Source organism: Bifidobacterium sp. W8114, assembly GCF_016101165.1.
GTDB classification, from domain to species: Bacteria; Actinomycetota; Actinomycetes; order Actinomycetales; family Bifidobacteriaceae; genus Bombiscardovia; species Bombiscardovia asteroides.
This window is the reverse complement of sequence record NZ_JACFRA010000001.1, coordinates 451,542-476,101: the sequence shown is the minus strand read 5'-3', so window position 1 is coordinate 476,101 and position 24,560 is coordinate 451,542. Positions and strand designations below refer to the sequence as shown.

General features: G+C 61.2%; 21 protein-coding genes. 5 read left to right on the top strand and 16 right to left on the bottom strand.

What is annotated here, in order from left to right; translation table 11 throughout:
• Positions 1–48: 48 nt before the first annotated feature.
• Genes H3T89_RS01945 through aroC form a run of 4 tightly spaced genes read right to left on the bottom strand, consistent with a single transcriptional unit; the run spans position 49 to position 5,901 of the window.
• On the bottom strand, positions 49–2,592 hold the full coding sequence (locus H3T89_RS01945) for an excinuclease ABC subunit UvrA (protein WP_198216070.1): 2,544 nt from the start codon (positions 2,590–2,592) through the stop codon (positions 49–51).
• Entirely contained in the window at positions 2,589–3,059 is a 471-nt protein-coding gene (gene aroQ / locus H3T89_RS01940) for a type II 3-dehydroquinate dehydratase (protein ID WP_015021906.1), read from the bottom strand. The genes H3T89_RS01945 and aroQ overlap by 4 nt, the downstream gene beginning before the upstream one ends.
• A gap of 3 nt (positions 3,060–3,062) precedes the next feature.
• Complete coding sequence (locus H3T89_RS01935; RefSeq protein WP_198216069.1) at positions 3,063–4,694, bottom strand: bifunctional shikimate kinase/3-dehydroquinate synthase; 1,632 nt, start codon at positions 4,692–4,694, stop codon at positions 3,063–3,065.
• A 13-nt stretch (positions 4,695–4,707) separates the two neighbouring features.
• Complete coding sequence (gene aroC / locus H3T89_RS01930) at positions 4,708–5,901, bottom strand: chorismate synthase (protein ID WP_198216068.1); 1,194 nt, start codon at positions 5,899–5,901, stop codon at positions 4,708–4,710.
• Positions 5,902–5,963: 62 nt separating this feature from the next.
• Here aroC and H3T89_RS01925 point away from each other — a divergent pair, with 62 nt between their 5' ends.
• Positions 5,964–6,440, top strand: coding sequence for a prepilin peptidase (locus tag H3T89_RS01925; protein ID WP_015021909.1), 477 nt, complete (start codon positions 5,964–5,966; stop codon positions 6,438–6,440).
• Between the two features lie 49 nt (positions 6,441–6,489).
• Here the strand turns inward: H3T89_RS01925 and mltG are convergent, their stop codons facing one another.
• The 7 genes from mltG to rpsD all read right to left on the bottom strand — a co-directional run bounded on the left by mltG (position 6,490) and on the right by rpsD (position 13,175).
• On the bottom strand, positions 6,490–7,686 hold the full coding sequence (gene mltG / locus H3T89_RS01920) for an endolytic transglycosylase MltG (RefSeq protein ID WP_033511459.1): 1,197 nt from the start codon (positions 7,684–7,686) through the stop codon (positions 6,490–6,492).
• Complete coding sequence (gene ruvX, locus H3T89_RS01915) at positions 7,687–8,169, bottom strand: Holliday junction resolvase RuvX (protein ID WP_015021911.1); 483 nt, start codon at positions 8,167–8,169, stop codon at positions 7,687–7,689.
• 7 nt (positions 8,170–8,176) lie between these two features.
• Positions 8,177–10,858 (bottom strand): alanine--tRNA ligase, encoded by a 2,682-nt coding sequence (gene alaS / locus H3T89_RS01910; protein WP_198204230.1) that lies wholly within the window; start codon positions 10,856–10,858, stop codon positions 8,177–8,179.
• A gap of 166 nt (positions 10,859–11,024) precedes the next feature.
• On the bottom strand, positions 11,025–11,264 hold the full coding sequence (locus H3T89_RS01905; RefSeq protein ID WP_110417261.1) for a hypothetical protein: 240 nt from the start codon (positions 11,262–11,264) through the stop codon (positions 11,025–11,027).
• Complete coding sequence (locus tag H3T89_RS01900; RefSeq protein WP_015021914.1) at positions 11,264–11,695, bottom strand: DUF948 domain-containing protein; 432 nt, start codon at positions 11,693–11,695, stop codon at positions 11,264–11,266. Before H3T89_RS01900 ends, H3T89_RS01905 begins: the two co-directional genes overlap by 1 nt.
• A gap of 92 nt (positions 11,696–11,787) precedes the next feature.
• On the bottom strand, positions 11,788–12,456 hold the full coding sequence (locus H3T89_RS01895; protein ID WP_198204229.1) for a histidine phosphatase family protein: 669 nt from the start codon (positions 12,454–12,456) through the stop codon (positions 11,788–11,790).
• A gap of 92 nt (positions 12,457–12,548) precedes the next feature.
• Positions 12,549–13,175 carry a 30S ribosomal protein S4 gene (gene rpsD, locus H3T89_RS01890; RefSeq protein ID WP_015021916.1) on the bottom strand — a complete coding sequence of 209 codons (627 nt, stop codon included), beginning with the start codon at positions 13,173–13,175 and terminating at the stop codon, positions 12,549–12,551.
• Positions 13,176–13,493: 318 nt separating this feature from the next.
• On the opposite strand from rpsD, the gene H3T89_RS09080 reads away from it, so the two are divergent.
• The gene (locus H3T89_RS09080; RefSeq protein ID WP_198216067.1) at positions 13,494–14,180 is read left to right on the top strand and encodes a TetR/AcrR family transcriptional regulator; all 687 of its coding nucleotides are present in this window, start codon (positions 13,494–13,496) and stop codon (positions 14,178–14,180) included.
• Positions 14,177–15,454, top strand: coding sequence for an MFS transporter (locus H3T89_RS01880; protein ID WP_198216066.1), 1,278 nt, complete (start codon positions 14,177–14,179; stop codon positions 15,452–15,454). Before H3T89_RS09080 ends, H3T89_RS01880 begins: the two co-directional genes overlap by 4 nt.
• A gap of 114 nt (positions 15,455–15,568) precedes the next feature.
• Here the strand turns inward: H3T89_RS01880 and H3T89_RS01875 are convergent, their stop codons facing one another.
• The 4 genes from H3T89_RS01875 to H3T89_RS01860 all read right to left on the bottom strand — a co-directional run bounded on the left by H3T89_RS01875 (position 15,569) and on the right by H3T89_RS01860 (position 19,778).
• Positions 15,569–16,141 carry an NAD(P)H-dependent oxidoreductase gene (locus tag H3T89_RS01875; RefSeq protein WP_198216065.1) on the bottom strand — a complete coding sequence of 191 codons (573 nt, stop codon included), beginning with the start codon at positions 16,139–16,141 and terminating at the stop codon, positions 15,569–15,571.
• Positions 16,142–16,262: 121 nt separating this feature from the next.
• Positions 16,263–17,600, bottom strand: coding sequence for an ABC transporter permease (locus tag H3T89_RS01870; RefSeq protein WP_198216064.1), 1,338 nt, complete (start codon positions 17,598–17,600; stop codon positions 16,263–16,265).
• Positions 17,587–18,780, bottom strand: a complete 1,194-nt coding sequence (locus H3T89_RS01865) for an ABC transporter permease (protein WP_015021921.1) — start codon at positions 18,778–18,780, stop codon at positions 17,587–17,589. The genes H3T89_RS01870 and H3T89_RS01865 overlap by 14 nt, the downstream gene beginning before the upstream one ends.
• A gap of 41 nt (positions 18,781–18,821) precedes the next feature.
• The gene (locus tag H3T89_RS01860) at positions 18,822–19,778 is read right to left on the bottom strand and encodes an ABC transporter ATP-binding protein (RefSeq protein WP_198216063.1); all 957 of its coding nucleotides are present in this window, start codon (positions 19,776–19,778) and stop codon (positions 18,822–18,824) included.
• Positions 19,779–19,957: 179 nt separating this feature from the next.
• Here H3T89_RS01860 and H3T89_RS01855 point away from each other — a divergent pair, with 179 nt between their 5' ends.
• Together H3T89_RS01855 and H3T89_RS01850 are read left to right on the top strand one after the other, a co-directional pair.
• On the top strand, positions 19,958–21,220 hold the full coding sequence (locus H3T89_RS01855; protein ID WP_198216062.1) for a sensor histidine kinase: 1,263 nt from the start codon (positions 19,958–19,960) through the stop codon (positions 21,218–21,220).
• Positions 21,217–21,870: a response regulator transcription factor gene (locus H3T89_RS01850; protein ID WP_198204222.1), complete on the top strand. Its 654-nt coding sequence runs from the start codon at positions 21,217–21,219 to the stop codon at positions 21,868–21,870. The genes H3T89_RS01855 and H3T89_RS01850 overlap by 4 nt, the downstream gene beginning before the upstream one ends.
• A 27-nt stretch (positions 21,871–21,897) precedes the next feature.
• Here H3T89_RS01850 and H3T89_RS01845 read toward each other — a convergent pair whose 3' ends face one another.
• Positions 21,898–24,414: a UvrD-helicase domain-containing protein gene (locus H3T89_RS01845; protein WP_198216061.1), complete on the bottom strand. Its 2,517-nt coding sequence runs from the start codon at positions 24,412–24,414 to the stop codon at positions 21,898–21,900.
• Positions 24,415–24,560 lie beyond the last annotated feature (146 nt).

The following is a 24,560-nucleotide window of genomic DNA, read 5'->3' as shown; positions in this document are numbered from 1 at the left end:
GCCAGGAGCGACCAGAAACCGGCCAACACTCGAGGAAGCGGGACGGATTCAGGGACGTCTCAGATGCAGGTGGTCGGCCAGGTAGCGGCCGGTCACCGAATCCGGGTTGCGGGCCACGGATTCAGGGTCGCCCTGGGCCACGATTCTTCCGCCCCGGTCGCCGCCTCCCGGGCCCATATCGACCACATGGTCGGCGTTGGCGATCATGTCCAGATCGTGCTCGATGAAGATCACCGTGGCCCCCTTGCCGACCAGGCGCTCCAGCACTCCAATCAGGACACGCACATCCAAGGGATGCAGGCCTGTGGTGGGCTCGTCCAGGACGAACATGGAGCCGTTCTGCCTGCGGCCCAATTCGTTGGACAGCTTCAGCCGCTGGGCCTCCCCGCCAGAAAGCGAAGGGGTATCCTCCCCCAGGGTCAGGTAGTCCAGGCCCAGATCCTTCAGGGTCTGCAGGCCTCGGCGGATGGCCGTGTACTCGCGGCCATGCGCGAAGACCTCCAAGGCCCGGCCCACCTCCATGGCCAGCAGATCGGGCAGGCTCAAAGGCTCCGAATGGGTCGGCGTGGACAGACGGTAGTGCTCGGCCTCCGGACGGTACCGCCGACCATGGCAGCTCGGGCAGGTGATCGGAATGTCGGGCAGGAACTGTACATCCAGGCTGATCTGGCCTGTTCCGTCGCACTGGGGGCAGCGCAGGGATCCGGTGTTGTATGAGAATGCCGAGATGCCCAGCTTGTCCTTTTTCGCCTGGTCAGTAGCCGCGAAGAGACGGCGCAACCGGTCCATCAGCCCCGAGTAGGTGGCCACCGTGGAGCGCACGTTGATGCCGATGGGCGAGGAGTCCACCAGGCGAACCCGGTCGATGCCGGCCGGGTCCAGGCTGCGCACATGTTTGGGCATGGGATCGCCCTGGATACGGGCTTGCAGGGCGGGGACCAGGGACTCCAGGATCATGGTGGTCTTGCCGGAACCGGATACGCCGGTCACTGCTGTCATGCATCCACGAGGAATGGCCAAATCCAGCGGTTGGACCGTGTGAATGGATCCTGCCTGCATACGGATCCACTCATTCTCTGCGGGCATGGGATGCCGATCGCGTACCAAAACGGGCTCGCGTCCATCCAAAAACCCGGCAATGCGCGAGTCAGGGACGGCGGCAATCCGCTCGGGGGCTCCCTGGGCCAGGATCCTGCCGCCGCGCTCGCCTGCTCCGGGACCCATTTCGATCAGATAGTCGGCTGATTGCAAAACCTTGACGTCGTGGTCGACGAAAACCACTGAGTTACCGTCGGCCAGCAGGTCGCGCATGACCCCTATCAGCCCCTCCAGGTTGGCAGGATGCAGGCCGGTCGAAGGCTCGTCCAGCACATAGAGCACGCCTGTGGTTTCATTGCGCACAGCCCTGGCCAGCTGGGCCCGCTGCCGCTCACCTGTGGATAGTGATGCGCTGGAGCGGTCCAGGGTCAGGTAGCTCAGTCCCAGCTGCATCAACCGCCTGCCCATTTCGTCCAGGGTCTTGCAGAGGGCCGATGCCATAGGCCGCATAGGTTCGGGCAATGTGGGCGGCAGTCTCCGACCCCAGTCCAGCACCTTATCCAGGGGCCAGGAGGTGACCTCGGCCAGATTGTCCCCGTTGATCTCGGGCAGACGCGCCCGTTGGTTGAGCCGGGTGCCCTTGCAGTCCGGGCAGGTCCGTTCGGTCAGGAACTTGGCCACCTTGGCCAGGCGCTTGTCGTCGTTGGCCCTCTTGAGCTCCTCGGTCACGGTCAACCGTGCGTTCCGGAAGGTGAAGTCCAGCTCATGGACCCCCTTGACCGAGGTGATGGTGATGTGCTTCTTTTCAGCCGGGCCCTCGAAGACGATCTTCCGCTCCCGATCGGTCAGATTCCGCCAAGGTACGTCGGTGCGGACTCCGAACTCGCGCACGATGTCGGGCTGGACGTTGAAGCCGAAGGTCCGCCAGGGCACCACGGCCCCTTGGTCGATGGTCAGGCTGTCATCGGGAACCAGGGTGGCGTCGTCCACCTCGCGCACGGTCCCGGTCCCCTGGCAGGTAGGACAGGCTCCCAGTGAGTTGAAGGCCAGTTCCTCGGCGCTGGGAGGCTCCACTTTAGCGCCGCAGATCGGGCAGGTGATGGGGATCTCGGCCGCCACTGCCAGGGTGGGCTCCTGGCGATGGCCATTGGGGCAGACATGGCTGGCCAGCCGGGAGAACATCAGCCTGAGCACGTTGAGCAGCTCGGTGGCAGTGCCGAAGGTGGATCGCATGCCGCCCACTCCCGGCCGCTGGCGCAGAGCTAAAGCCGGCGGCAGGAAACGCACCGACTCCACCTGGGGACGTTGGGCCTGGGTCATCCGCCTCCTGGTGTAGGTGGACAGGGATTCCAGGTAGCGCCGGGAGCCCTCGGCATAGAGGACCCCCAGAGCCAGGGAGGACTTGCCGGAGCCCGAGACCCCGGCGATGCCCACCAGGTGATTCAAAGGAATGTCGACATCCAGGTTGCGCAGGTTGTGGACCCGGGCGCCGCGGACAAGGATGGCCTTGGGCGGTGCGGAGAGTTCCTTGCTGGTCTCTCCGCTGTCGCTCATGCGGTCTCCAGCAGGTGGGCCACAGCTTCCAGGGCCAGCCGGTAACCGTAGAAGCCCATGCCGGTGATGGTGCCGGTAGCCACCGGCGAGATGACACTGCGTCGGCGGAAGGCCTCCCTGGACGAGGGATTGGAAATATGGACCTCCATCAGCGGCAACCCTGCCTGGGTGACCTGGACGGCGGCATCGGCAAGGCCATAACTGTAGTGGGTGAAGGCGGCCGGGTTGAGCACCACCGCGCTACCCTGGTCCACGGCCTGATGCATCCAGCGGATGACCTGACCCTCGTCGTCCGATTGCAGCACCTGAGCATCCAGACCCAGCTGCTGACCCCAGTGTTCGCAGTCACGGGTCAGCGCCGCCAGATCCTGACGACCGTAGACCTCAGGGTCGCGCACACCCAGCCGACCCAGGTTGGGTCCGTTGACCACCAGAACCTTCTGCCTGCCCTTGTCGGCATCCGCCATCTGTCAATCCTCCTTGCGTATGGCCTGGAAGGCCTCCTTGATCGCCGAGACCGGCGGGTCGTCCAGGTGGGTGGGTTTGCCCAAACCGTCAAGAATGATAAACCGCAACTTGTTGCCACGGGCCTTTTTGTCCCGATGCATGAGGGCCAGCACCTGGTCGAAGTCTCCCCCATTCCACCAGGTCCTCAGTCCCAGGGAGGAAAGAAGCCGCCGGTGGTAGTCGACCGCCCCCTGATCCAGATGGCCGGTGATCCTGGCCAGCTCTGCTGCGAAGACCATGCCCACAGACACGGCCTGACCATGCCGCCAGGTGAAGTGTTCAATCTTCTCGATGGCGTGTCCCAAGGTATGGCCGTAGTTGAGGAACTCCCGCAAGCCAGACTCCTTGAGATCCACCGAGACGTGCCGGGCCTTGACCTCGACGGTGCGTTCGATCAGATCCTGGACCACGGTGCCCAACCACTGGTCGGACTCTCCTCCGTTGAAGGCACGCAGGGAGTCTGCCCGCTCCTCCAGCTCACGCAGAATACCTCCGTCCATGATGAATCCGGACTTGGCCACCTCGCCCAGACCCTCCACAAAGATTTCATTGGGCAGTGTCCGCAGAGTCCGCAGATCAGCCAGGACGCCGACAGGGGTATAGAAGCTGCCAACCAGATTCTTGCCCTGCTCCAGGTTGATGCCGGTTTTGCCTCCGGTGGAGGCATCCACCATGGCCAGCAGGGAGGTGGGGCAATTCACATAGCGGATGCCCCGCATCCAGGTGGCGGCGATGAACCCTGCTTGGTCCGTAGCCGCTCCCCCGCCAAGTCCCACGACCGCGTCGGAGCGGGTGAAGCCCTCGGTGGCCAGGCGCTCCCAGATACCCTGGCTGACCCGGATGATCTTGCCGGCCTCCGCGTCGGGAATGGTCAGATCCACCACCTGATACCCTGCCTGGCGAAGCAGGGCCCGGGCATGGTCGGAATGGCGCTGGACCGGCTGGGTATGAATCAGGGCCACCCGCATGGTCTGGTCGCCAAGCAGTTCATGCAGTCGTCCGGTCACCCCAGCGCCGATTCTCACATCGTAGGGGTCTGGACCGCTGACGTGAACCACCCGCTCAGTCAAGGCATCGGCCAGCCGTCGGGCCAGAGCGCGGGGGGTGGTATTCCTGGATTTGAGGGTGATGGTGGCCAGTTCCTGGTAGACGCTGCGGCGCTCACGATAGAGAGCCATCCAACGTTCCGATGCGCCGCCGCGCAGAAGGGGCCGATGATCCGACAGTGCCGCCCGGCTCACCCCCTCCTCGGGATCGATCTGCAGGTAGACCACGGCGCCGCCTGCCCGCCGATAGTCCTGCAATGCCTGGAAGACCTCGGTGCTCATGGGGGCTCCTCCTCCCAGGGACAGGATGCCGCCAGGGAAGTCTTTCAAGAGGTTCAGGACCGCCCTGGTCTCCATACCCCGGAAAGCCTGTTCGCCCTGAGTATCGAAGATTTCGCTGACCGATCGGCCCGCTTCCTCCTCAATACACTGGTCCGTATCCCGGAAGTCCGCCTTGATAAGGGCGGCCGTCTCCCTGCCCAGCCTGGTCTTGCCCGCACCGGGCATGCCGATGATGACGGCCTTGGGCATGCTGCTGCTTTCAATCATGCGATTCCGCCCCTCACCGCAGATGCTCGGGCCAGGACTGTAGGTAGGCCTGGGCGTTGCGCCGAACCTCGTCGAGCGAATCTCCGCCGAACTTCTCCAAGGCGAATCGCGCCAGGGTCAGATTCATCATGGCTTCGCCGATCACCGCGGCGGCAGGCACAGCGGTCACGTCGGAACGCTGATGGATGGCCTGGGCTGGGAGGCCCGTGGCCACATCCACCGTGCGCAGGGCCCGCGGCACCGAGGAGATGGGCTTCATAGCGGCCCTCACCCTGATGGGTTGCCCATTTGAGGTGCCACCCTCCAGGCCGCCTGCATGGTTGCTGAGTCTGCGGATGACGCCGTCGGGACCGGGCTCCATCTCGTCATGGGCCTGCGAACCGGGTCGGTCAGCCTCGCTGAATCCATCGCCGATCTCCACGCCCTTGATGGCCTGAATGCCCATGAAAGCACCGGCCAGGGCCGCATCCAGACGCCGGTCGCCTTCCACATAGGTGCCCAGGCCTGCTGGCACACCATACGCGATGACCTCGAAGACCCCACCGGCGGTATCGCCGTCCTTCTTGATCTGGTCGATCCTGGCTATCATCCGCTTCTCGGCATCCTTGTCCAGGGTCCTGACCGGTGATGCGTCCAGGGCTGGTCCGTCCTCAGGGCCGGGCGTGACCTCATGACCCTCCAGGCCGACCCCGGCTATGGAAATGACATGGGAGACGGTTCTTATGCCCAGAGCCTGCTGCAGGAAGTCGGCGGCCACCGAGCCCAGGGCAACCCTGGAGGCGGTCTCCCTGGCAGAGGAGCGTTCCAGTACCGGGCGCGCATCCGTAAACCCATACTTGCGCATGCCGGTCAGATCAGCGTGGCCGGGCCTGGGCCTGGTCAGGGGGGCGTTGCGACCAGTCGCCGGCGGCTCCTGATCGGTGGGCAGTTCGTCCACGCTCATGATCCGCTCCCACTTGGGCCATTCGGTGTTGCCGATCTCGATGGCCACCGGTGAGCCGAGCGTCCGTCCATGCCTGACCCCGGTCAGCAGACGTACCTTGTCCTGCTCAAAGCCCATCCTGGCCCCGCGGCCATAGCCCAGCCGACGACGGGCCAGGGCCGATTCGATGTCCTTAGTGGACACGGCAACCCCGGCGGGCAGACCCTCCATCATGGCCACCAGGGCCTCTCCATGGGATTCCCCTGCCGTCTGCCAGCGCAACATATTCAAGCTCCTCGTTTGTTCCTCGTTTGCCAGGTTAGGGCTACGTATGATTATCTTAGAAGATGGTCTACCTCATCCCAGCGCCGGGATTGCTGACCGCCCTCCTCCTGGCCCTGATCGACATCCGTTCCCGGCGAGTCCCGCGTCTTTTGGTGCTCTTGGGACTGGTCCTGCAGACCATAACGCTGCTGGTCTTTTCGCTGATCCAGGGTCAGCCGAAGCTGCTCGTCCAGTGCCTGCTGCTGACCCTGGCTTCTGCAGGCCTTCAGTTTCTGCTGGCCCTGGTCCGGCCCGGCGCCCTGGGACTGGGCGACGTGACGTCCACGGGTCTGGTCGCCCTGAGCCTGTCGGTTCTCGGGTGGACAACCATCCTGGTCTGGTGGCTGATGATGGGGCTGCTGGGACTGGTCGCCCTTGCTCTGGTCTGGTTGGCTCGTAGCCGCATACCACCCGACAGAACACACAACCCTCTCTCGCTGGCCTATGTCCCGGTCATCCTCGTCGCGGCGCTAGTGGCCTTGATCATTGATGTCCTCTAGGACCGGCAGGCCTCTAAAGTCACTGACAATAGAGATTCCATGAAAAGCGCTACTGGCTCTGCTCGTTGTGCTGAGCCTCCCAGGCCTTGTATTCCTTGACATCGCGGTTGAACTGATCCTGATTGTCGCTGAACCTGGTCTCTCCCGTGTCCATATTGACGGTCACAAAATAGAGCCAGTCGCCCGACTCAGGGTGCATGACCGCCTGGATGGCCTCATCTCCAGGACTGCCGATGGGACCTGGGGGCAGACCCTGGTGGACCCTGGTGTTGTAGGGGTCATCGGCGTTCTGCAGCATGGCGTCGGTCAGCTTCAGGGCGGAGACATTGTTGGAGTATGCCACGGTGCTGTCCATGCCCAGGGGCATCCCCTTGGCCAATCGGTTTTCGATGACCCGGGCCACCTTGCTGTAGTATTCCGACCTGTTGACCTCGGCCTCGGTGATGGATGCCGTGTTGAGAATGGTCTGCCGATCCTGGCCTCCGGGGACGCCCAACTGGTCCAGGTGCTCGATCCGCTTGGAGACCAGATTGGTCAGGATGGCCTTGGCCGACCCGGCCTTCCGCACGTCGTACTCGCCAGGCTGCAACCATCCCTCGAAGTTACCCTGTGCTTCCTGGGGTAGGATGCCCTCGCCCTTGGCTTGAATCAGGGCATCGAATTCGTTCTGCGGAACCCCGGAAAGCTGGACGGCCCGGGTAACCACATCACGGACCCGCTCGCCGGCCCGTACCTGCAGGAAGCCTCCGGCCTTGCTGCTGTCGGTCAGAATAGCCACCACATCCGAGGCCTTCATCCGCAGACGCAGATCGAAGGTGCCGGGCAGAAGCCTGGATTCGGACTGTGTGCTGGCGATGGCATGCAGGAAGGCAGCCGTGGACTTGACCACCCCGGCCTTGACCAGATTGGCACCCACCTGATCCGCCCCCTGGCCGCTCTCGACCGTGAACTCCAGAGATTGTCCGCCGGGGCCTGGATAGTCTGGGGCAACCTCCTTGGTGGCTACGATCCTGGGGGTGCCATGGCGCAGCCCTCTGACCAGTATCGCCATGCAGGATGAGGCAAGCACAACAGCCAAGACGATGATGACAATCATGATCTGTTTGCGACGTTTGCGTCTTTCACGCCGACGGCGCATCTCACGGCGCGAACGAGGAGGACGAGGCGGCATAGCGGACACCGGGGCCTGCCCATCGGCCATCCACTGAACCTTGTCCTGGAAGAACTCCTGCATGTCATCGGCCAATTAGCACTCCTTGTCGGCACGTTGGTCGTCCAGGGCCGACTGCAACAGCACAACAGCGGACTGCTGATCGACCACGGGACGATGTCTTCGCCCGTCCACGCGGGCATCATAGAGCTGACGATGGGCGCTGACAGTCGTCAGTCGTTCGTCTCGCAATACTACACTGGGAACTTGCCCAGGGGCAATGTCCGCATCCTGTGCAGCCTCCTGCAGACGGCCAGTCAGGGCACGCACCCAACGGGCCGCCTTTTTGGCGCTTCGACCAGCCTGGCCACTCAGGAGCAGGGGGTGTCCGACTACGACCCTGGACACACACTTGTCCATAATAAGGTCTTCCACCGGGTCCAGGGCTTGAAAGTAGTCGCCCTGAACCCTGATGTTGCCAGCGGGAAAGGCCAGGGTCAGCTCCGGGTCCGACAGGGCCAGACCCACCCTGGCTTCACCAAGATCCACCCCCAGCCACACGGCTGTCTGTGATCCCACGGGAAGCTCAGCCTTCTTGGACCTGAGCACTCAGGGCTTTCAAGGCCTGATCGATGGCCGAAGCATCCTGGCCGCCGCCCTGGGCGAAGTCAGGCTTGCCACCGCCGCCGCCTCCCAGGACCTTGGAGGCCGTCCTGACCAGGTCGCCGGCCCTGAGACCGCGGTCACGGGCAGCCTGGTTGGTGGCTACGAAGATGACAGGCTTCTCATCCTCGCTGACACCGGCCAGTGCGACCACAACCGGGTACTCCTCGCCCATCCGGGCCCGCAGGTCGGTCACGGTCTTGCGCAAGGCATCGACCGCGCCGAAATGCCCCATGTTCCTGGATGCGATCTTGACCTCGCCCGGGGCATGCAGGGCCTGATTGGCCAGTTCAGGCACAGCCTGGGCCATCTGCTGCTCATAGGTGGCCGCCAGTCGGCGGTCGGACTCCTTGAGCTTGGCCAGCAGGGCCGAAATCCTGGACTCAAGCTCGTCAGGGCGGGCGTTGAGCTTGTCGGAAAGCTGAGAGACCAGGGCGTGCTCACGGGCGTTGTATTCGTAGGCCCCCTGGCCCACCACGGCATCCACACGACGAACGCCGGTGCCCACCGAGGCCTCGGACATGATGGAGACCGCGCCGATTTTGCCCACGTGGTCCACGTGGGTTCCCCCGCAGAGCTCCCGGCTCCAGCCGTCCTCGCCGATGGAGACCACACGGACCACGTCGCCGTACTTCTCTCCGAACAGGTGCATGGCTCCCAGGGCGATGGCGTCGTCGTACTTCATCTCCTGCGCGGTCACGGCCAGGTTGTCACGCAGGCGGTCGTTGACACGTGCTTCCACCGCATCCATGGCCTGACGGCTGGGTGCCTGCGACCACTGGAAGTCAAAGCGCAGCCTGTTGGGCGCATCCTCGGAGCCGCGCTGCGTGGCCTGCGGACCCAGCTCCTCGCGCAGGGCCTTGTGGACCATGTGAGTGGCGGTGTGCGAGCGGGCAATGGCGCCGCGCCGGTTCCGGTCGATGGTGGCCGTGGCCGTGGCCTGCAGGGTCAGCGTTCCTTCAGTCAGCCGGCAGCGGTGGATGGTGAGTCCCTTGATGGGCTTTTGCACGTCGTCCACCTCCAGGACGGCCCCATCGTCGGTCAAGATCTCGCCCTGGTCGGCCAGCTGGCCGCCGGCCTCGGCGTAGAAGGGCGAGCGATCCAGAATCACCTCAACCTGGGCAGGGGCCTTGACAGCCGGAACCGCCCCCTTGCCCTCCTGGATGATGCCCAGGACGGTCGAGCGGCTGGAGAAGTCGGTGTAGCCCAGAAAGACCTGAGGCTCGTCCAGGCTCTTGCGCATATCGTCGTAGACGCTCAGATCCACGTTGTGCCGCTTCTTCATGGCATCGGCGCGGGCTCTGGACTTCTGCTCGTTCATGAGCTTTCGGAACTCGTCCTGGTCCACTTTGACGCCCTGCTCGGCAGCCATCTCCAGGGTAAGTTCGATGGGGAACCCGTAAGTGTCATGCAGGGTGAAGGCATCCTTGCCGGAGACCTCGGGTTCGCCCTTCCCACTCTTGGCCTTGTTGACGGCCGTATCCAGAATGGTGGTTCCCTTGTCCAGGGTCCGGCGGAAGGCCAGCTCCTCGCCATAGGCCGATTCGGCCACCTCGGAGAAGGTGTCGTTGAGCTCTGGGTAGCTGGGGGCCATGGCCTCCTTGGAGACCGGGAAGAGCTGGGGCAGAACCTCCTGGTCCACGCCCAGCATCTTCATGGAGCGGATGGTCCGGCGCAGCAGACGGCGCAGCACATAGCCACGGCCGACGTTGCTGGGACGGACACCGTCGCTCATGATCATCAAAGCCGAGCGAACATGGTCTGCCACCACACGGAAGCGCACGTCATCCTGGGCGTCATCGCCGTAGTGCCGGCCGGACAGACCCTCGGCCGCCTGGATGACGGGATAGACCTCGTCGGTCTCGTAGATGTTCTGCTTGCCCTGAAGCAGGTAGGCCAGGCGCTCCAATCCGGCGCCTGTGTCGATGTTCTTGTGCTCCAGCTCGCCCACGATGTGCAGGTCGGTCTTGGAGCGGACGTTGTCCACCTCATAGTTTTCGAAGACCAGATCCCAGATCTCGATGTATCGGTTCTCGTCCGCCGAGGGACCGCCCTCCTTGCCGTAGGCAGGCCCGCGATCCACATAGATCTCGGAGCAGGGGCCTCCGGGGCCGGGGCCACCGGTGGTCCAGAAGTTGTCCTCCATGCCCAGGATTTCCATGTGCTCGGGGTCGAAGCCCTCGTTCTTCCACAGGGAGCGGGCCTCGTCATCATCGGTATATGTGGTCACCCAGATTGTATCGGGATCGAAGCCGTAGCCGCCCTGGTCCTCGGGCTTGGTCAACAGGTCCCAGGCGTAGTGGATGGCCTCCTCCTTGAAGTAGTCTCCAAAGGAGAAGTTGCCCAGCATCTGGAAGAAGGTGCCGTGACGGGTGGTCTTGCCCACCTCATCGATGTCCAGGGTGCGCACGCACTTCTGGTTGCTTGCCATCCGGCTCTTGGGCGGGGTCTGCTCCCCCAGCAGATAGGGGATGAAGGGGACCATGCCGGCGATGGTGAAGAGCGTGGTGGGATTGGGCGAGATCAGGGAGGCGGAGGGAACCACCAGATGATCCTTGTCCTGGAAATAATCGAGGAAACGCTTGGCGATTTCCGATGTGCGCATGCTGCTTCTGCTCCTTCAGACCCGGTGAACGCCGACGGGATTACGGGTTGTCCAAATGACTCGGTTGTCCGGAGCACGAACAAGTTGCCCGTACTCCGGACTCATAGCTGAATATGGTGATTTTACACCGGCCAGGCGCATCTGTCCTGGCCTGTCCGCCCCAGGCTCAGCCCTGGAAACGGTCCAGATAGCGGCGGTCCAGCTCGTCCTGCCGCTCCTGCATTGTCTGGGTGAACTGACGCACCAGTCCGGCCAGGGTCCGGGAGGCCACCTGGTCCTGGTCCTCACCCAGTACGAATTCCCTCGCTCGCTTGGGGGTATTGGCCCTCACATAGGCCTCGGCCTTGGTCACCAGGACCACGCCTGCTGTGACGCCCAGTCCCAGCCAGAAGATCCGTTTGAACATCAGCGGGTCCTCCCCTCGTTCCCCAGGCCGTCATTGGTCTTTTCCGCTGTGGAGGACTTGGATTTGGCGCTCTCGCGGCCTCCTGAAAGGAATGACGAAATCGTCTTGCGCAGGGCGTAGAAGAAAGCCGCCACTTTGATGACCGGCTTGCCCAGCATCGATCCGTACAGGTCGGTCAGGGCGCCGACGTTGCCTGCCGTGGTTGAGGCCGCTGCGGAGATGCGATTGACGTCAGTCAGGGTCTGATTGAGCTGGGTGACCGTGCTGGTGGACTCGTCCAGGGTGGGCACGACATGGTCACCCGTCTGCTTGATGGTCTGCGCCAGCTGATCGAAGAGCTTCCCCAGACGAATCAGGGGGTAGATCAGAAACCCCGCCAGGATAGCGAAGGCAATGGCCGCTATCAGGCCGGCAATCTGTCCTACGTCCATCTGCTACCTCTCTTCCATTGGTACGATACTGGGGACAACGCTAGCACGCGCCGTCTATCAGGCCAGGCCATGAACGGCCGGTTGAAGTCCGTTCAGCTGTTGAAGGACCGAACCTGCAAGGCCCGCTCGAAGGGGGCCTCCGTATCGAAGTCGAATATGGTGACACTTCCGTTGCTTGGGCGGCTGCTGGTGTCGTAACGCCCGCCGCCGAAGCGGTTGACCAGACTGAGCAGGGTGTTGCCGTGCGAGATCAGCAGGACGCAGTCATCATTCTTCAGCTGCTGGTCGGCGGCAATCATGGCGAATCCGCCGGCAATCCGAATCCAGTACTCGCTGTCGGACTCGGCATCGCCGAAGGGATCGGCCTCCTTGAGGAAGTCCCTGGTGGCGGCCAGACCAAACTGGTCCACAATCTGCTGGTAGGTGCCTGCTCCATGGGGCGCTCCTGCGGCCCACCAGGCCATGGCCATGTCCTGCCCCTCGAAGTAGCCGTAGAACTGCTCTCGAAAGTGGCTGTCGCTGATCGGCTCGGGCTTCTTCCCCGACTGGTTCTGGGCCAGGATCCTGCGGACTGTCTCCTGGGCTCGGGTGGTGTCCGAACAGTAAGCGGCCGCAAAACTCACCTTGCTCAATTTACGACCCGCACGGTCGGCATCCTCCAGCCCCGATAAAGTCAGGGGCGAGTTGGACCAGCCCTGAAGACGGTTGTAGCGATTGAAATAGGTCTGTCCATGGCGGACAGCATACAGATGGAGCAACATGCCCCTATTATCCCACCCACACCCCAGCAAGGGCGGCAGATCCTGGCACGCAAAGGGCCCCGGACGAACCGGGGCCCCAAAGTCGCAGGTGATCAGCGAGCGTAGAACTCGACCACGTACTGGATGTTGATCTGAACCGGAATCTCTTCGGGCTCAGGCTTACGGACCAGGCTGGCCTTCAGGGAGGCCAGATCCACGTCCAGGTAGCCGGGGACTGCGGGCAGCACATCCCGGTGGACGCCTTCAGCGGCGATCTGGAAAGGCACCATGGTCTGGCTCTTGGGCTTAACCTGAATGGTCTGGCCTGGCTTGACCCTGTAGGAGGGTCGGTCCACGATGTTGCCGTCGACCAGGATGTGGCGGTGGACCACGTACTGACGGGCCTGGGCTGTGGTGCGGGCGATGCCGGCGCGCAGGACCAGGTTGTCCAGGCGGCACTCCAGCTCGCGAAGCATGGCGGCACCGGTCTGGCCGGACTCGTGGGTGCCCCGTTCATAGGCGGCACGCAGCTGCTTCTCGGATACGCCGTACTGGGCGCGCAGCCTCTGCTTCTCGCGCAGACGGACGGCGTAGTCGGACTCGGTGCGACGGCGGCTGCGGCCGTGCTCGCCGGGGCCGTAGGGGCGCTTCTCGAACAGGCGCTGTGCCTTGGGGGTCAGGGCGATGCCCAGAGCGCGGGACAGGCGAACCTGGCGACGCGCACGCTGAATGTTGGTCATTGATGCAATCCTTACTTGCTTCTGTCGTTATCTGAACGAAGACGGCCGGAACCGTCGAGTCAGGCCTCTCCAATGCTTCACCGTGCCAAGCACGAACGACCTTGCGGCCGCCGACCCATTGACGGGCTGAGACTCCAGATAGGCCCGCGCACAAATGCGCAAACCAAGTGTTTATTAAACCACATGTGCCCGACCTGCGGGGACGAGTATGTTGTGATATATTCATACCAACGGTCGGTATGTTATTTAATCAAGGATGACCGACTTCCCCAACCGATCAGCGACGACTCGTTTCGGCAAACTGAAAGGAAGGCTAGCATGGCCCGCAATGCGCATCCCGAGTTGACGCAGGAGCGAATCATCAAAGCCGCGACCGAGCTCTTCACCAGCCAAGGTTACGACAAGACCAGCATGCAGGACATCATCGATGCGACCGCAGGCTTGAGCAAGGGAGCCGTCTACCATCACTTCCGGTCCAAGGAAGACCTCTTCGACGCCGTGGCCAATAGGTTGATGAAGACCATGAGCGAGGCGACCGACAAGATTCAAACCCAGACGGAACAGGGCACGGCCTTGGAGCAGCTGCAGTCGCTCTTCTCCCCTGAGCGAGCGCGAAAGAGGCTGGAGGCTGCGGATCTGATGTTCAGCAAATTCAACCCAAAGGCCAATCCCAAGATGATCGGAATGGAATTCATCGCCTTGGTGGATGAGCGGGACGACTTTGTCGACCTATTCAACCAGGGCAATCAGGACGGTTCACTGCATGTGGACCATGTCGAACAAACCGCGGAGATCTTCCGCCTGCTGACCAACATGTGGCTGCTGCCCTTCTTTCGCCGGGGCACGCAGACGGAGCTTCGCACCAGAGCCGCTTGCTTTTTCTCGATCATGCGGGGCCTGGGCATCCCCCTGCAGGACCAGGGATTCTCCGACCTACTGGCCTCCTTCGGCACCAATGCCAAGGGCAACAACAAGGAAAAGACTGAAAGCGAAGGCAGCAGATGAACCCGCCCGCTCACGACCAAACCTCAAGTATGGACCACTCCAAGGGCAAGGGGCTGCTGACACTGCCGTTCATTGCTCTTCTGACGACTGAGATTCTCTCCAATCTAGGGCAAACATGCTTGGTCTTCGCCCTTCCGCTTCACCTGCTCAACATCTCAGGATCGGCATCCCTCTATGGCATGGTCTCCGCTCTGGCGGTCCTTCCATCCATACTCCTGACCCCCCTGGGCGGAGCCCTGGCCGACCGGCTGCACAAGCAGTCCACCATGGCGGTGCTGGACATTCTGTCAGCATTGACCGCCTTCTTGTACATCCTGATAAGCCAGAAGATCGACCCGGTTTTTTTGACCGTGGCCTGCATGATGCTGGTCAATGCCTACAGAGCCTGTTACAGCCCAACGGTGCAGGCGGCCCTTCACTGTCTGGTGGACAGAAAAGACCTGACCCGCGCATCAGCCCTGGTTTCCCAGGCAATCTCCCTGGTAGGAATGATCGGACCAGTATTTGCCGGCATGGTCATGGGCTTCTTCGGAATCATGCAAGTGGTCGGGGTTGCCGCTTTGGTCTGTCTTCTTTCTGCCGTCTGGATCAGAATCGCCGTCAGGATTCCCGAACCGGCACAGGGTCCCTCCCAAGGCCCAGGAGCACTGGTGCGCCATCTGGCTGCGGACACCAAAGCGGCTGCACAGTTTCTGGTCAGGCACAGCAACCTCAAAGTGGTCATAGGACTCAGCCTGGCGGCCAACCTGATCTTTGCCTCGTACATCAACGTGGCCCTGCCATATATGATCACTCGGACACTGGGTCTGAGCAATGCCATGCAGGGGCTGGCCGAAGGGATACTGGCATGCGGGAGCCTGCTTGGAGCCATCTTGGTGTCCATCCGCCCTAGCTGGTTCTATCTGCAACGGATACCCTTGCTGCTCTCGGGCAGCGCCCTGGTCCTCCTGCCCATTGCCGCAGGGCTGCTTCTGCATTTGCCTGCTCATGTCCTCTTCGCCCTGGTAACCGGGTGCATGGCTCTGGCTGCGGGAATGGTGCAGACGGTCAACATCACTTCCATGTCCTATGAGCAGATTCATACCCCTGCAATGCTGATAGGCAAAGTAATAGGGCTGACCAACAGTCTATGCATGTGCGCGATTCCGCTGGGACAGGCCGCCTTCGGCCCGCTGATCGACCACTGCCCCATGACCTTGATCATCACTGGTGTTGTCATGGTGACACTGCTGACATGTCTGATTGCCAGACTGGCCATGAAGCCGGATGAATGATCAACGAGGTGAAGGCCTTTTGAATGCCGCGCCGGCGCTTTTTCGCTATTGGCGACCAAGGATCCATCGCTTAGCGACATAGACACAAAAGCGTCTCGATAAGGCTGACAGGCCTTACTTTGCTGAGGGGACTGTCTCGCAAATCCTCCGAGTGAAGGCGTCGCGGCGTTCAGGTGTATCAATCTTCGAATCTATGCAGCCCAGAATGCTGGCCCAGGTGAATTTGATACCGCAGAATTTCAGGATGAAGTACTTCCATCGGGTCACGGTGGAGCCATACATCTTGGAGACGAAGGCCGGCCCATGGCTGCTACTGATAATTTGCGCCGTCTTGCCTCTGAGCAGCCCCTCCGACTTAAGGCTGCTCTCATATCTGTAGGCAAATTGGGGCGTGAGTACCCTATCCAGCCAGCCCTTGAGGATGGCCGGTTCGCCCGCCCACCAAATGGGGAAGACGAAGACCAGATGATCGGCTCGTGCAACCATGTTTTGATAACGCTTAGGCGCTGATTCGTCCTCCATGTGCTTGACATAGCCGTAGCGAAGCACTGGGTCAAAGTCTTCCTGGCTGAGGTCGATCATTTCGACCGTGTGGCCTTTACGCCGGGCAGCTTGTGCATAAGCCTGGGCGTTGGTGTGGCTGAAACTACCTCCATAGGGTGATCCTTGAATAATGAGTATGTTCATATCATTTACTTCTTCAGTTGTGCTGCATTTGGTTTTGGCTCTATTCTCCAAAATTATTTTATATTCGGTAGATTACCGTAAGCAAAACCGTTGACAGAAAGATGATATGAATGCAGAAAAACTACCCGATCATACTGGGGTCGGAGCTGACAGGAGCGACCAGGGTGGCCCGGGTGCGTGTCAGGCGTGAGACCATAAGGCCGACACAGGCATAAGCCAGCGCGAACAAGGCAACCACGGTCAGCGGAAGGCCCCAGGAGGCCAAGCCTGCTGCGCTCGAATCCATGATTGATTGGACTGCAGTGTTGTACCACCAGCCCGGCGTCAGTTTGCCGATGGTCTGCATGACCGGAGGCAGGGGGCCGCCGGAACTTGACCCGGAGGTGAACATAACCACCAGGCCGAAGGTGACCCCGACGGAGTTTATGAGCGAAGAAGAAGGATTAAACTGAGCAAGCATGAATCCAAAGGATGCCGCCGATACAGCGAATACCAGCATGACGAAAAAGCTCAGCAGCAACCTCCCCCAGCCAAGCGAAGCCAAGGACACCCCCGATGCCGCCATGCTGAAGGCAACGAGTGCCACGTAGTATACCCAGGAGAAGCCTGCCAGGATGAGGACTGCCGTGAGCTCCTGTCCATTCAGGCTGCTTGACCGCACTGGAGAGGCAAGCAGGCGTCGATGTCGGTCGGGAGAACTGAAGGCTCCGAAGAGCGTGGCAACGCAGACCGTCAGCGCCGTCATCAAGGGAAAAGCGGCCAGGCCGACTGTCGTAGCGAAGCCTTTCAACAAAGCTCCATGGTTATCAGTCTTGGGGCTGGCATGGATGCCCATATGTGGCTGGTTGCCGGCATAGTGTGCCACTGCATAGGCAGCCGCATCCTTGACCGCCGCAGATGAATGCAGCTCCATCGAACCTTTTTGGCCCAGACCCGTAAGCAAGGCAGTACGAAGAGCATCAAAATAACTGTCCACCTGCAATTGTGCCAGACTGCCGCGGCTGGAATTATAGGAGGCAGCCGTTTCAACTTTAGGAAAACTCGGTGTCTTACCGTCGCTGTGAGCTTGGGCAGCAGTGTCTTCAAGCGCATCAAGGAACCGTTGGCCATATCCGGCTGGGATGATAACGGTCAAATCGCTTTTGCCGGACACATTGGCATCCTGCAGAGCTTGAGGCTCATCTTTGACTGTCACCAATTGGGCTGACTTGCCCAGATAATGCTCCAGACCCTGGCCCATCGCGCAAGCAGCCTGGTTATCGCAGTCCCGGTTGATGACGACTATTTTCGCCTGCGCAGGTTCAAAGCGACCAACCGAGCTTGAGGTATTGGCACGTACCGCGGCCTGCATGTTCGTGGAACCGATGACAATCATGATCAGGCTCATACCCACCAAATACAGGAGCAGGTAGAACTTATGCGCCCAGATGACACGCAGTGCTGTTTTACAAGTATTCATACCGTTGTTTCCTTAGGAGCAGACCACAGATGGCCAGGAAGATGGCAGCCATAGTGACCAGAATGCCGCAGGTACGGGCGAAGGGTGCCAGGCTGTCGTAGTAGACGATGTCGTAAAAAAGGTTGGAGACCTGTTTGACGGGGTTGAGCAGGTGAAGGATGGGGGCATGCTCCTGGATGGCATTGTTCAAGTCCATGGCCAGGCTGCCGTAGAGACCGATAAAGGCACTCAGGGTGCAGTCGATGCCTATGACCAGGCCAACCTTCGTCTCGGTGGGGAGTTTGGGAATCGCGCCCATCATAGAGCCGAAAGCAGTGGCCATGAAGGTGCCTACGGCGATAGCTATGAGGGCTATCGGGTCACGACCACCGGTTTGCACTCCACAGACTGTGCGGACGAAGATGTAGGCAACCAGTAGGCTGACTGCGGAGAAGAGCCAGGAGGCCAGGAAGGCGCCCGCTGCCTGCCGCCACTTGGGGCTGGGAGAACTGGCTCGTCGGGCTCCCAAGGCTGAAAGGTTGGGCTGAGTCTTGGCTATCATCTCGGCAGCGGTGCTGGCACCGATAAGGCAGGCCATAGCCAGCACAGCGAAGAAGTAGGGCGCGGTCATAGAAGGGTGGATGTGCGTCAGGCGGATTTGCTTGGTGTAGGTCGGTCCGCCGGATTGCAACAGAATTTGATTGCTTGGTGAGGCAATGGCTGCCCTTGCGGAGTTGGCTTGGTTGAAACTGCCCAGCGAAGCGGACAGAATGGAGACCGCTATGCCTTCTGAGGCGGTTGCATCGGATTGGATGCTGGCGGCTTCGCGGTCGGACAGGACCATGTTGACCAGTCCGTCAGAGCCCGCGTACAGGTATCCGATGTCCTTCCGGTTATCCAGACGTGTGTTCGCTTCGGCCTTGGAAGCCACCGTCGTCGGGATAAGCAGCTGAATGTCATCGGACCCGGCCTTGGGTTTCTTCGATAGTGAGGAAACGAGCTCGTCAGCACCTGGGCTGGCTTTCCAGTTGGCGTCCGAGACAATGGCGAAGTGCTGTGCCTCGGCAGTGTAACTGTCTTGCAGGTTGCCCATGATGCCCAGCATCAGAGCGGCCAGAATGACCGGGAAGGCCAGAACCCAGAATAGGGAGGAGGTGTTGCGTATCGACGTCTTGACGTTGATCAGGAATGAATTCCACATGGATAGGTGCTCCTTACGGCAATTGAGCCTGGGGACCGCGCTCAGTCGCGCAGTTCCTTGCCGGTCAGTTCCAGGAACACGTCGTTCAGGGATGGCGGACGGCTGGTCAGGTGGCCGTAGCTGGTCTGGGTGGATTCCAGGACCGTCAGCACATCCTGGAGGTTGTGCTCGCCCTGTCGGCAGTGGATGACCAGCTCCTTGCCGTCATAGTCGACGGATTGGGCCAGGGGCAGGGCACGAATCTGGGCCAGGGTGGAGTCCTGCAGATCCAAAGTCTCGACGGTGACCTGCTCGCCGGCCTGGACCATGCCCTTGAGCTCCTCGGCAGTGCCTAGGGCAATTTGACGGCCGTGGTCCATGATCATGATGCGTGTACAGATTTGTTCGACCTCCTCCATGTAATGGCTGGTGTAAACCACCGTGGCCCCCTGGGCGTTCAGCCGTTCGATCCCCTCCAGAATGGCGTTGCGGCTCTGTGGATCAACGGCGACGGTGGGCTCGTCGAAAAAGATGAGGTCGGGCTGATGGGCGATGCCACAGGCGATGTTGAGCCTGCGCAGCAGACCGCCCGACAGCTTGCCGGGACGGAATCTGCGGAAGTCGCCCAGACCCACGAAGTCAATGGCCTGCTCGACCAGGTTCCTGCGGTCGGCCTTCTTGGGTACATAGAGGGAGCAGAAATAGTCGATGTTCTCCTGCACGTTCAGTTCGTTGAAGACGGCCACATTCTGTGGAACCACGCCGATATGACTTTTGAGGTCGTAGGAGGTCGGAGTCATCTCCTGCCCGAATATCCGAACCGTTCCGGATTCAAAGCTGAGCAGTGCCAGTATGCAGTTGATGGCGGTTGACTTGCCTGAACCATTGGGGCCAAGCAGTCCGAATACTTCACCACGACCGACTTCCATGTCGAAGTGGTCCAAGGCCACCATGTCACCGTAGCGCTTCACCAATGCGTTGACCTTCAAGGCCGGCTCTTGCTCACGTGAACTGTTCATGATTCCATCATCCCAGCTACGGCTGGCCCAACACCGTGACAGCCGTCATCAATGTTGTGGATGCTCAAACCACAACTTATGACATTTGTCATGGGTGCTCCCGCATGCGGATAGGCGCAGGAAGGGGTAGCCCGCCAATTACTATTTGAGACAACAGGGCAACGGGCGAGGAGACATTCATGGGCAGGATAGCTGGCTGGCTGGTCCTGCTTAGTCTGGGGACCTTATGCGGATCATGGTCTGGTTCAGGGGTTTCAGGAACCCTGATCGCCGGGCTTCTGGCCTCAATAGCCGCAGGAGCCCTTTGTGAATGGCTGCTGCCAGCGCCAGGTTCCATCTGGGGCGGTGCTCTGGTTTCGCTTCTGGCAACGTTGATACCAGATTGGCTTTTCTTCTTGCCGGCCCTGGCCTTCGAGGCGGGAGTCGGGCTCGGAAGCATGGTCCCGGCTACCAGATCAGCCAGCCTGAAAGACTCCCAGGCCAAGGATTCTGGACTGGCCTGGCCCAGGCTACTCTCGGCCTTGCTTCCGGCATTCCTTTGGCTGATACCTGCCATGGCCGACCTCATCCTGTTCACAGGCCTCACCCAACGCTATGCCCTGTTAACTTTGTTGACATCAGCACTGGCGCAAGGCGGCGGACTGACGTGCGCGCACTTGGCCGTAGCCAAGGGGCGTGTATGGCAGATCGAAGACACCGAGCGCTACAGGATCCGCCAACTGCACGGCCGCATCAGCGACCTGGACGAGGAGCGGGCCCAGGCGACCCGGATGGCGCACTTATCCGAGCGGACCCGGATCGCCCGGGATATTCATGACAATGTGGGCCACCTGCTCACCCGAGCCATCATGCAAGTCCAGGCTGGCCGGGTGGTTGCGCAGAGCAAGGGCGATCAGAGCACCGAGCGGATACTGGATGATGTCGGCAAGACCCTGAATGAGGCCATGACCACAATCCGCCGTTCGGTGCATGACTTGGAGGATGAGGGCACCGACTTCGCATCCCAGATGGAGGATGCCAGCTCCGAGGCTTCTATGGGGCGGCTGAAGGTCGATCTGAACAACGGCATCGAGACAGCGCCTGCACCAGTGTGTCGTTGCCTGGCCACCATTGTTCGCGAGGCCCTTACCAATACGGTCCGCCATTCTTCAGCAAGGTCGGCACAGGTCATTCTGCGCGATCTACCAGCCTTCTGGCAGATGGCGGTGCAGGATGATGGTGGAATTCAGGACTCGCAGCCTGACAGCTCGCCCATTAAAGAGCCAGGGCTCCAGCGCGGCATGGGGCTGGCTGATATGGAAGCCAGGGCCAGAGCCTTGGGAGGCACAGCCAACAGCGGCCCCAACCGACAAGGATGGAAGGTTTTCGTATCCTTGCCCAAGGAACCCTGGTTCAGCCAGAGTGCAACTGAGCATGTAGAGGATAAGAAGGTTATGGCATGAAAGTCGCTATCGCTGATGACGATCCAATCGTCTGCTCGTCCCTGTCAACGATTCTGACCGCAACCGGCGCTGCAGACGTGCTCTGGACAGCCAATGACGGCCAGTCAACCCTAGATTGTTTTCAGGCCGCTGGTGGCAGGCCTGACATACTGCTGCTTGACGTGCAGATGCCTGGTATGGACGGCCTGGAGGCGGCGGAGCGCATCATCGCCATGGATTCGACCGCCCGTGTACTCTTTCTGACCACCTTTGCAGATAAGGAGTATATTTCCCGTGCCTTGGCCTTGGGTGCCAAGGGCTATGTAATCAAGCAGGACGTGGCTTCTGTGGTGCCGGCCCTCCAAGCCGTGATGGCAGGGCAGACGGTTCTTGGCGCTGAAGCAGTGGCTAATCTCTCACTTGGCAAGCAGGAGGAGCAGACACGAAAAGACCCAGCAGAACCTGTTACCCGGCGCTTCCAAACACTGACCGACCGTGAGCGTGAAATCGTCGCCCTGGTGGCCGACGGCCTCGACAACCAGGCTATTGCCAAGCGGCTCTATCTCAGTGAGGGCACCGTCCGCAATCACATCTCAGCCATCCTGGCCAAGACCAACCTGGCCAACCGGACCCAGCTCGCTGTGGAATGGCTGTCCTCGCAAGAGTCGTGAGCATACAGCTTTTGGAGTCTCGTCCGTTCAGAGCTTTTCAATCGGAGCCAAGCGCAGCATCAGCCTCTTGGTCCCCTCGGAGCCGAAGTCCACTGTCAGAACCGAGTTGTGCCCCTTATCCTGAATGTCGACCACCTTGCCCAGGCCATACTGGTCGTGGGCCACCCTGTCACCCAGGGAGAAGTCCTGAATGGACAGGCCATTCGATTTTGGTTGGGCTGAGGCCCTGCCAGCGTGTGAGGTTGACGATGAGCTTGTTGTGCTGCGTCTGGTCGTGACCCTTCCATTTCTTGAGGAGGAACCGCGAGAGCCATACCCGGATGATCCGAACGAGCGCTGCGAAGGAGTCCGCGAGCGCCCGTACCCATTGCGGGAAGAGCCGAACCCACCGAATGAATGATGACCGAATGCACGGCCGTCGCTTTCATCCTCGAAGCCGCCGAATTCGTCCTCGTCGTCACCCAGGTCCCAGCCTGCGCGCATCCGCTCGTTGCCGGCCTGCCGACGCTTCCAGTCGATCAGACCGTCAGGGATGTCATCCAGGAATTGGCTGGGCAGCATCTCATTGACCTGCCCCCACTGGGAGCGGACGGCCGCCCGGGTCAGGTAGAGACGCCTCTTGGCACGGGTTACGCCCACATAGGCCAGTCGACGTTCCTCTTGCATCTCATCGGCATCCTCAAGGCAGCGGGAATGAGGGAAGGTCCCCTGCTCCATGCCGGTCAGGAAGACCACCGGATACTCCAGACCCTTGGCCGTGTGCAGGGTCATCAACGTTACCTTGCCCGAGTCGTCGCCCAGACCAGGCAGCTGGTCCGAGTCGGCGACCAGTGCCGTGGTCTCCAGGAAACCGGCCAGCGTAGCGTCGGGGGTCTTCTGCTCGAACTCGGCGGCCACGGACTGCAGCTGGCCAAGGTTCTCCAACCGGGAGGCATCCTGCGGATCGACCGACTTTCGAAGCTCGTCCAGCATTCCGGACTCCTCCAGCACCTTCTCAACGATCTGAGACGGCTTGGTATCGTGCTCTGCGGCAAAGTCGATCAGGGAGGCAATCAGATCCCTGAAGGCCTTCATCCGCTTGACCATCAGCGTGGAGGCCCCGGGCACCTCCTCGATATGCTGCACCCCCTCCCAGAAGGAGACCTGATGCAGATCCGCATAGGAGGTCGCCGCCGCCTCGGCACGTGCAGCCAGGCCCCGCTTGGGCACGTTGAGTATCCGCCGCATGTTCACATCGTCCTGGGGGTTGGCGATGGCATGCAGGTAGGCCAGGGCGTCCTTGATCTCCTTGCGCTCGTAGAAGCGGGTCCCGCCCACCAGCTGATAAGGCAGGCCGGCATTAATCAGCCCCTCCTCCAGGGCGCGGGACTGGGCGTTGGCCCGGTACATGATGGCCATGTCGGAGTAGGGAATGCCCTCCTCGCTGCGCAACCGGGCGATCTCGGTGGCAATCCAGGCGGCCTCCTGCTGGGCGTTGTCGGCTGCATAGCCCACGATGGGCTCCCCCTTGCCCAGGGCAGTCCAGAGTTTCTTGGGCTTGCGGCCCTCGTTCTTGACGATGATGGCATTGGCCGCATCCAGAATGGTCTGGGTGGAACGGTAGTTCTGCTCCAGGAGGATGGTCCGTGCTCCGGGAAAGTCCTTCTCGAAGTCCCTGATGTTGCTGATGTCAGCCCCTCGGAAGGCATAGATCGACTGGTCGGAATCCCCCACCACCGTAATCCAGGCGGAATCCTGCTTGTCGGCATCGGCGCCGGCCAGCTCGCGCATGAGCACATACTGGGCATGGTTGGTGTCCTGGTACTCGTCCACCAGCACGTAGCGGAAGCGATGGTGGTAATACTGCGCCACCATCGGGGACTGCTGAAGCAACTGGACCGTGCGTACGATCAGATCGTCGAAGTCGACGGCGTTGGCCTGAGCAAGCCGATGCTCGTACTCGGCGTAGATCACGGAGTAGAGCTCCTCCTCGTTGCCGAAGCGGGCGGTGATCTGCTGGCCGCGCTGCCCTGGCCGGTAGTCGGGGGCGTACTCCTGCAACTGTCTGCGCCAATCCTGCAGGTTGTTCTTGTAGTCGGATATGTGGCTCAGAATGTTTCTGGGGGTGTAGCGCTTCAAGTCGATGTTGAGATCCTTGCCGATCAGCTTGATCAAGCGCTCGGAATCGGCTGTGTCATAGATGGTGAAGCCCGACCGCAGGCCTATCTCTTTGCCGTCCCGCCTGAGAATACGCACACAGGCCGAGTGGAAAGTGGACACCCACATGCGGTCGGCTACGGGCCCGATCAGCCTGCGCAGACGTTCGCGCATCTCGGATGCCGCCTTGTTGGTGAATGTGATGGCCAGGATCTGGCTGGGCCAGGCGCCGAACTGGCTGAGGATCCAGGCGATTCTGCGGGTCAGCACCCTGGTCTTGCCTGAGCCTGCGCCTGCCCCGATCAGCAGGGCCGGCCCCTGGTATTGCACTGCCTCGGCCTGACGATCGTTGAGACCCTTGAGCAGCTCCTTGGCGCTGCGCTGGATCAAGTCCGGTTCCTCGTTCACAAGCCACCTCTTGCCATCTGGTCTCGGTCACCGTCACAGGCCGGATGGCGCACACCCGGCAAACAACTATTTCTACCACAAAGCGGTGTCATCGACCTTGGCTCAAGGGTTAGCCGCAGACATACCGGCAGACATAAAAGACCCCG

Coding starts and splice junctions, on each gene's coding strand:
- H3T89_RS01870 (WP_198216064.1), bottom strand. CDS start 17,600: ATGAATACTTGTAAAACAGCACTGCGTGTCATCTGGGCGCATAAGTTC.
- H3T89_RS01945 (WP_198216070.1), bottom strand. CDS start 2,592: ATGAGCGACAGCGGAGAGACCAGCAAGGAACTCTCCGCACCGCCCAAG.
- H3T89_RS01895 (WP_198204229.1), bottom strand. CDS start 12,456: ATGTTGCTCCATCTGTATGCTGTCCGCCATGGACAGACCTATTTCAAT.
- H3T89_RS01900 (WP_015021914.1), bottom strand. CDS start 11,695: ATGGACGTAGGACAGATTGCCGGCCTGATAGCGGCCATTGCCTTCGCT.
- H3T89_RS01855 (WP_198216062.1), top strand. CDS start 19,958: ATGGGCAGGATAGCTGGCTGGCTGGTCCTGCTTAGTCTGGGGACCTTA.
- aroC (WP_198216068.1), bottom strand. CDS start 5,901: ATGTTGCGCTGGCAGACGGCAGGGGAATCCCATGGAGAGGCCCTGGTG.
- H3T89_RS01850 (WP_198204222.1), top strand. CDS start 21,217: ATGAAAGTCGCTATCGCTGATGACGATCCAATCGTCTGCTCGTCCCTG.
- H3T89_RS09080 (WP_198216067.1), top strand. CDS start 13,494: ATGGCCCGCAATGCGCATCCCGAGTTGACGCAGGAGCGAATCATCAAA.
- H3T89_RS01925 (WP_015021909.1), top strand. CDS start 5,964: ATGGTCTACCTCATCCCAGCGCCGGGATTGCTGACCGCCCTCCTCCTG.
- H3T89_RS01875 (WP_198216065.1), bottom strand. CDS start 16,141: ATGAACATACTCATTATTCAAGGATCACCCTATGGAGGTAGTTTCAGC.
- aroQ (WP_015021906.1), bottom strand. CDS start 3,059: ATGGCGGATGCCGACAAGGGCAGGCAGAAGGTTCTGGTGGTCAACGGA.
- H3T89_RS01935 (WP_198216069.1), bottom strand. CDS start 4,694: ATGATTGAAAGCAGCAGCATGCCCAAGGCCGTCATCATCGGCATGCCC.
- H3T89_RS01880 (WP_198216066.1), top strand. CDS start 14,177: ATGAACCCGCCCGCTCACGACCAAACCTCAAGTATGGACCACTCCAAG.
- rpsD (WP_015021916.1), bottom strand. CDS start 13,175: ATGACCAACATTCAGCGTGCGCGTCGCCAGGTTCGCCTGTCCCGCGCT.
- alaS (WP_198204230.1), bottom strand. CDS start 10,858: ATGCGCACATCGGAAATCGCCAAGCGTTTCCTCGATTATTTCCAGGAC.
- H3T89_RS01865 (WP_015021921.1), bottom strand. CDS start 18,780: ATGTGGAATTCATTCCTGATCAACGTCAAGACGTCGATACGCAACACC.
- H3T89_RS01905 (WP_110417261.1), bottom strand. CDS start 11,264: ATGTTCAAACGGATCTTCTGGCTGGGACTGGGCGTCACAGCAGGCGTG.
- H3T89_RS01860 (WP_198216063.1), bottom strand. CDS start 19,778: ATGAACAGTTCACGTGAGCAAGAGCCGGCCTTGAAGGTCAACGCATTG.